Annotated in this window: 6 protein-coding genes and 6 tRNA genes; 3 read left to right on the top strand and 9 right to left on the bottom strand. The window is 41.5% G+C overall.

Annotated features, from left to right (window positions below; all coding sequences use genetic code 11):
- Positions 1-89 precede the first annotated feature (89 nt).
- The 8 genes from H5118_RS14770 to dnaQ form a co-directional block, all read right to left on the bottom strand.
- Positions 90-166 (bottom strand) — tRNA-Asp (locus tag H5118_RS14770).
- A 37-nt stretch (positions 167-203) separates the two neighbouring features.
- Positions 204-280 (bottom strand) — tRNA-Asp (locus H5118_RS14765).
- A gap of 38 nt (positions 281-318) precedes the next feature.
- Positions 319-395: transfer RNA gene (locus H5118_RS14760), tRNA-Asp, on the bottom strand.
- Between the two features lie 31 nt (positions 396-426).
- A tRNA-Asp gene (locus tag H5118_RS14755) sits at positions 427-503 on the bottom strand.
- 41 nt (positions 504-544) lie between these two features.
- A tRNA-Asp gene (locus H5118_RS14750) sits at positions 545-621 on the bottom strand.
- 27 nt (positions 622-648) lie between these two features.
- Positions 649-725, bottom strand: a tRNA-Asp gene (locus H5118_RS14745).
- 97 nt (positions 726-822) lie between these two features.
- Positions 823-2,193, bottom strand: coding sequence for a TIGR03503 family protein (locus tag H5118_RS14740; RefSeq protein ID WP_182749272.1), 1,371 nt, complete (start codon positions 2,191-2,193; stop codon positions 823-825).
- A 9-nt stretch (positions 2,194-2,202) separates the two neighbouring features.
- Positions 2,203-2,916 carry a DNA polymerase III subunit epsilon gene (gene dnaQ / locus H5118_RS14735; RefSeq protein WP_182694170.1) on the bottom strand — a complete coding sequence of 238 codons (714 nt, stop codon included), beginning with the start codon at positions 2,914-2,916 and terminating at the stop codon, positions 2,203-2,205.
- Between the two features lie 68 nt (positions 2,917-2,984).
- Between dnaQ and rnhA the strand changes: the two genes are divergently transcribed.
- The gene (gene rnhA / locus H5118_RS14730) at positions 2,985-3,449 is read left to right on the top strand and encodes a ribonuclease HI (protein ID WP_002963021.1); all 465 of its coding nucleotides are present in this window, start codon (positions 2,985-2,987) and stop codon (positions 3,447-3,449) included.
- A gap of 163 nt (positions 3,450-3,612) precedes the next feature.
- On the opposite strand, the gene H5118_RS14725 is transcribed toward rnhA, so the two are convergent.
- Complete coding sequence (locus tag H5118_RS14725; RefSeq protein ID WP_002963022.1) at positions 3,613-4,398, bottom strand: class I SAM-dependent methyltransferase; 786 nt, start codon at positions 4,396-4,398, stop codon at positions 3,613-3,615.
- Positions 4,399-4,451: 53 nt separating this feature from the next.
- Between H5118_RS14725 and gloB the strand changes: the two genes are divergently transcribed.
- Together gloB and H5118_RS14715 are read left to right on the top strand one after the other, a co-directional pair.
- On the top strand, positions 4,452-5,225 hold the full coding sequence (gene gloB, locus H5118_RS14720) for a hydroxyacylglutathione hydrolase (RefSeq protein WP_182716165.1): 774 nt from the start codon (positions 4,452-4,454) through the stop codon (positions 5,223-5,225).
- Positions 5,226-5,380: 155 nt separating this feature from the next.
- On the top strand, positions 5,381-6,961 hold the full coding sequence (locus tag H5118_RS14715; protein ID WP_149602939.1) for a LysM peptidoglycan-binding domain-containing protein: 1,581 nt from the start codon (positions 5,381-5,383) through the stop codon (positions 6,959-6,961).
- Position 6,962 lies beyond the last annotated feature (1 nt).

Raw genomic sequence — 6,962 nt, 5'->3', positions numbered from 1 at the left:
CAGGCCGGTATTCTAACCAACTGAACTACCACTCCGCAGTGGTATGTGCATGGGGTAATGCACTTACAAATTTTAATCATGATATCAAATGGCGGAGTGGACGGGACTCGAACCCGCGACCCCCGGCGTGACAGGCCGGTATTCTAACCAACTGAACTACCACTCCGCAGAGATATCATTATACTTGTTATTACTTAATTTGTTGGCGGAGTGGACGGGACTCGAACCCGCGACCCCCGGCGTGACAGGCCGGTATTCTAACCAACTGAACTACCACTCCAGCATACAAATTTTGTAATATAACATTGTTTAAATAGTTGGCGGAGTGGACGGGACTCGAACCCGCGACCCCCGGCGTGACAGGCCGGTATTCTAACCAACTGAACTACCACTCCAGCGCATATTTAAACTGTTATTTTTTCTTATTGGCGGAGTGGACGGGACTCGAACCCGCGACCCCCGGCGTGACAGGCCGGTATTCTAACCAACTGAACTACCACTCCATAATAAGAATATGTTTTACAACCATACGTTGTGTAAGTGTTGGCGGAGTGGACGGGACTCGAACCCGCGACCCCCGGCGTGACAGGCCGGTATTCTAACCAACTGAACTACCACTCCAGCTTTTACTTACAAGTTTTACGAAAATGGCGGAGTGGACGGGACTCGAACCCGCGACCCCCGGCGTGACAGGCCGGTATTCTAACCAACTGAACTACCACTCCATATTTTCGTTGCTGTTTAGGTCTCCCTGACAGCGGCGTGAATAATACGAACCAACCCCTATTTCGTCAAGGGCTTTTTTGTTTTTTTATAGGTTTTTTAGTCATCTGTCATCGAAAGGTTTAAAATTTCACCTGATCTGTCATTTTTTGAGCCATTTTTACCGACTTGATTTTTTTCTGTGTCGGCAACACCACCTTCACTTGTTTTCTTTTTCTTTAAAAAAGGCAGCTTCACTTTAAATTTAATCGGTTTTTTCTGAACAAATATACGAATTAACAACCAACCGAGTAATAAAATGAGCGTATTGCAGCCTACAATTAAACTAATAATTGCCGATGTGGCCATTTTTTCTTCAACAGGCTCACTCTCAATCATTTTATCTGGCGTAATAATTGTTGCCGAATCAATTTCGGGCACCGCTTCTATGGGTCGTTCTATCTCAAATTTATACGTTGGTAGCGTTGCCATAAATTCACGGCCATTAATATTAGTGCCAAAAACAGACAGTTCAACACTATATCTACCCCAATCATAATTTTTAACACTAAGCTGACGTGAGTCTTTAGCTGCAGCATCTATGGTAAACATTTGCTCTTCGTTATTGGGATAGTAGATTTTTCCCTGGATGATGACTGTCTCTGGCTTAACAATACTTGGGTCTATATTTATAGTTAACAGATGCTCGTCTGTGTCTTGTTCTGCTAACGCGACTTCGGTTATAAAAGGTGGCTCGTGCACTTCTATTGTATTTTGCACAATGCGGCGCTGCAGCAGAGGTGTTGCCACGTAAAGCTCTGGTGTCCATTCACCCGCAGGAAAATCTAAAGTAAACTCGCCGGTAAACACACCATCTTTAGGACGCTCATCAAATCCACGTCCATCGTCTTTAAATTCCGCTACTTCTTGAATGCCTGCGCCAAAGTTAGCAAAGTTTTCATTGTTGGTACTTACAAAGTCAACATTAAGGCTCACAACATCCCTAAATAGGTTTGTGTTAATTGGCTCACCGTCGTTTAGTATTTTCCCGGTGATTTTTATTGTCTCCCCCCTAAACAACATTGAAGGAAGAGGCTCTGCCTCAAGAGATATTTCGCCTAATACAACTATTCTGCTGTCGGGTAAAATACTGCCTATTACTTGCCAAGGACCCGCCATAGGTTTTTTTATGGTAACTAAATCGTAGCTGAGTTCGTCAAACCAATCTAAGTTAGGGTTTTTAACTGAGTCAGTAGCAAAGTACTTACTGCCATCGGGCCGCACTAAAATAACAGCAGGTGCACCTGATTTTCTAAAAAACAGCAGTGTTATTTCATCTATTTTGCTATCTATGCGAAAACGATTATCAAGTAAAGGGATCTCATTTTGATGCCCATCGCGCTTGAGCACTTCTACTTGCTTTACGCCATATGCATTGCCAGTAAATAAACTAGCGGCACATAACGCTGTTACAAAATACATCGTTTTCATTAAATCGCCTTATTCTGCGCGCCATATACATTGGCCGCCTTCTTTGTTTACAAGATCTAATCGTGCTTCGTGTGCGCTTTGCTCAGCGTCGCTTGCTCGCAATACAACTAATGGGGCTCTATCGCTATTTAAACGCTTTATACCGCCTTTCTGTTGCTCGCTGCCGTCATCTTTGTTTTGATTCAAATTCAGCTTTGTTTGACCACCCGTCATGGCAAGGTAAACATCGGCTAAAATTTCAGAATCCAGTAGCGCGCCGTGAAGTGTTCGCTTTGCGTTATCTACATCGTAACGACGACATAATGCATCAAGATTGTTCTTTTGACCTGGATGCAAGTCACGCGCCATTTTAAGCGTGTCGAGAACTTGACAAAAAGTCTCTGTTTTAGGATAGCCCTGATTAAGTAGTGCAAATTCATTATCCATATGGCCAATATCGAACGGCGCGTTATGAATAACTAACTCTGCCCCTTCAATATAGTCGAAAAACTCTTGGGCAATTTGATGAAATAACGGTTTATCACGTAAAAATTCGTTAGTGATACCGTGAACGTCGATTGCTTCTTCTTCGCTTGGGCGTTGTGGGTTTATATAAACGTGAAAGTTATTGCCTGTTAAACGGCGATTTACTAACTCCACACAACCAATTTCTATAATACGGTGCCCTTGTTTAGGGTCGATGCCGGTGGTTTCTGTATCTAAAACTATTTGTCTACGTGCCATATCGAATTTAGCCTGATTCTGGTATCTTTCTATAATCACTTTATTGTACATAAGATCAAGGTAAAACAGTGCAAAAAACCGTAGAGATTTACACCGACGGCTCATGTTTAGGTAATCCAGGCCCCGGCGGTTATGGTATTTTTATGATTTATAACGGCCACGAAAAAGAAATGAGCCAAGGTTATAAACTCACAACAAATAACCGAATGGAAATGCTCGCGGCTATTGTAGCCCTAGAATCACTCACTCGAGAATGCGATGTAAACCTAACAACCGATAGCCAATATGTTAAGCAAGGCATTGAATCGTGGATCACTAACTGGAAAAAACGTGGCTGGTTAACATCAGCTAAAAAGCCGGTTAAAAACGTCGATTTATGGAAACGCTTAGATAAAGCCTGTAGCGAGCACAATGTAACTTGGAAGTGGGTTAAAGGGCATAGCGGCAATAAATACAACGAAATAGTTGACGATTTAGCGCGCGATGCCGCTGGCAGTAAAGATTTACTAGAAGATGTAGGCTACCAGCCTTAAATTTATTCTAAGCTAGTTGTTATACCAATTTTATTAAAAACATGTTCATTCTATCGCATTAAATAACTCACTAACTGCGTTAAAAATTATTCATATAGAACAACTATATGTCACAATTTTCGCCTTGTTAATGTGCTATTTTCTTAGCGCTATGATAGATCACTTATTTAATGCAATTGGTATTATTTTTTTGCTCGCACGATTTAAAGTGTTGCTTTGACGTTTGTCTAAGCCCTGCCCCTTTTACTGGTGCAAACTGCGGCCTAGCATGCCACTTAGGTTTTATCGGCGTAAGTGGCGCAACTCTTTTTCGTGCCACCAGCATATAAACACTGCCCATTGGTTTTAAATACTGTTTTGCAAAAGTCCGCCAAAACTCAAATCTTGATAACCTGTTACCTCTTGCCAGTGATGAATAAATAAAACGTTCGTCACTTACAATTTCAAAACCCAATAAATTTAGCCAATCTTTAACCCTCGCAGGGGTAAAAAAGCGCCCCGTCCATGGTAACTTCTGACCACTAAAAGGCAGCATTTGTGCAAGCCCACACAAACTAAACGGATTAAAACCAGTCACTAGTATATAACCGCCCGGAATAAGCGTGCGATGTGCTTCTCGTAAAATGTGATGTGGGTCTGAATGATACTCTAAGCAGTGGCTTAGTATACAAGCATCAATACTGTGCTCGTAAAATGGCAATTCATCTATGTCAGCAACTACCCCAGTGTAAGGCCCAGGCTCTGCAACACACACTTGGTGTTTAATCGTACTTATACTTGTGTTTAATTCGCCACTTAAATTACCCAACTTAAGCATATGATAGCCAAACATACGCGGAAGCCATTGCTCCATTTTACGTTCAATATCTGTGCGTAAATAATCCCCATGAGGAAACTGCTGCCACGACAGTGGTTTGGGTCCTTCTTGAAAACTAAGGGCTGGTTTCATTTTTTGAGCTCGTTATACTATGCGATAAGTGTCACTTTATAGAGCAATTTACCATGGTGCAAGTCAAAGCAATTAAAGCCTTTTCTGATAATTACATTTGGTGTTTAACTACCGATAACAGTAACCAAGCATGGGTAGTCGATCCAGGCCAAGCACATCCCGTATTAACGTACTTAGCTGAGCACAAACTAACGCTTGGTGGCATTTTAATTACGCATCATCACTACGACCACACTGATGGCGTAGCTGAATTAGTTGACGCCTATCCAGATATATCGGTTTATGGCCCTGCAAATAGTCCATTTAAAGGCGTCACTCACGCACTCACTGATGGACAAAGCATCAGTGTGCTTAATATTAACTTTACTATTTTAGCAACTCCTGGGCACACGCTTGATCATATTTGTTACACAAATGATGAACTTGCTTTTACAGGCGATACATTATTTAGCGGCGGATGTGGGCGCTTATTTGAAGGCACGCCAGAGCAAATGTGGAAATCTTTTAATAAACTAAGAGAGCTGCCTGCAAGCTGTGTTGTTTATTGCACGCACGAATACACGCAAGCTAATCTTGCCTTTGCCGAAGCAGTTGAACCACGCAACCCAGAACTCCTTGCGTACAGTAAAAAAGTAGATGAATTACGCAGTAATAATCAAATTTCTCTACCGACCTCTATTGGACAGGAGCTAAAAATAAATCCATTTATGCGTAGCGATTTGCCAACCATTATAGAGTTAGTGCCAGAGAAATTTATCTCGGTTACAAAAAACAATGAACCTTGGGGAAACTTTGCGAGTCTGAGACAGTTCAAAGACAATTTTTAATGCAAAAACTAATACTTTAATATTTATTTCATTAGAATCATTAACTTAAGATATAGTGATGATTCTATTTCTGCGTTTTAAAAAGTCATTAAGTGGCAATGTTAACTCATAACAGGTAGTATTCGCCGAGTTTTTTACCCGATGTATTGGTATTTATGAATAAATCTCCCCTATTAGTAGCCTTGGCGTTAGCGCTAAGTGGTTGTCAAACTGTGACAACATTAGAGTCAGACTCTCAAGTTGCCACACAAGCAAACCAACAACTCGAAGGCGCAAGTCCTAACGACATTAACAATGCATTGATGGTAAACGCACAATATCAGCAAGTTGACTCTGATGAGCAAGAAGCGCCCGTGTTTGATGATGTGTGGGAGCGAATTCGCTACCAACTTTCTATCGAAATACCGCAAAACCGCCCTGTTGTTACTGAACGTAACTATTACGCTCGCCACCAAGCCTATTTAGATCGTATTTCTAAACGTGCAGAACCTTACTTACACTTTATTGTTGAAGAAGTAGAAAAGCGCGAAATGCCAATCGAAATTGCACTACTGCCTATTGTAGAAAGCGCATTTGACCCATTTGGTTATTCTAATCGCAGCGCATCGGGCATTTGGCAGTTTATGCCTGCAACCGGTGAGCGATTCGATTTAAAACAAAACTGGTGGTACGACGGTCGTCGCGACATAGTGCAGTCGACTCGCGCAGCACTTGACTACTTGTCGTATTTACATAAAACACTTGAAGGCGATTGGCTAAATGCGATTGCTGCTTATAATTCAGGTGAAGGGCGCTTGATGCGCGCTATTAAAAAGAATCGTAAAAAGCATTTACCTACCGATTTTTGGTCTCTTGATTTACCTAGCGAAACAACAGCCTACGTACCAAAGTTATTAGCACTTGCCGATTTATTAAAACGCTCAGATGATTTTAACGTTACATGGCAACCAGTAATTAATGCACAAGTGGTTGAAGTGGTTGATGTTGGCTCGCAAATAGATTTAGCACTTGCTGCTGATATGGCCGATATGACGCTTACTGAGCTATACAGATTAAACCCTGGTTTTAACCGCTGGGCAACTGATCCTAATGGCCCACATTCTTTATTACTGCCAGTAGATAAAGCAGAGCAATTTAGCCAAAAACTAGCAAACACTGATGTTAAAAACAGATTACGCTGGCAACGTTATATTGTGGCTCGAGGCGACAGCTTATCAGTAATTGCCAAAAAGTTTACAACGAGCTCAAGTGCAATCCGATCGCTTAATAAACTCAAATCAAATACGATTAAAGTAGGCCAAGAGTTACTAGTCCCGCTTACTGATGGCGCTATAAATAGCGAACATTTACCAAAGCAGATGCGTTTAGCTGCTAATAAAGCAACTCGCACAAAGCTTTCGCACACAGTAAAAAGTGGCGACACGTTATGGGACATTAGCCGCGAATATGACGTAACTATGGATGAGTTGGCTAAATGGAATAAGCTAAAGAAAAACTCTGTACTGCGCCTAAATCAAAAACTTACTGTGTATAAGTCAGCTAATAAACCACAAGCAACGGCAAGTACCAACCGTACTATTACATACAAAGTACGCCGTGGTGACTCACTTGCACGTATTGCGTCTAAGTTTAATCTAAGCGTTAACGAAATTATTAAGTGGAATAATTTAGCCGGTCAAAAATACTTACAACCTGGCCAAAAGCTAAAACTTAAAGTAGATGTCAGAAGTAGTTAAT

Source organism: Pseudoalteromonas sp. SR41-1 (genome assembly GCF_014164015.1).
In the GTDB taxonomy this organism is placed as follows: domain Bacteria; phylum Pseudomonadota; class Gammaproteobacteria; order Enterobacterales; family Alteromonadaceae; genus Pseudoalteromonas; species Pseudoalteromonas distincta.
The sequence above is the reverse complement of the archived record's forward strand: the minus strand, read 5'-3'. Positions and strand labels throughout refer to the sequence as shown.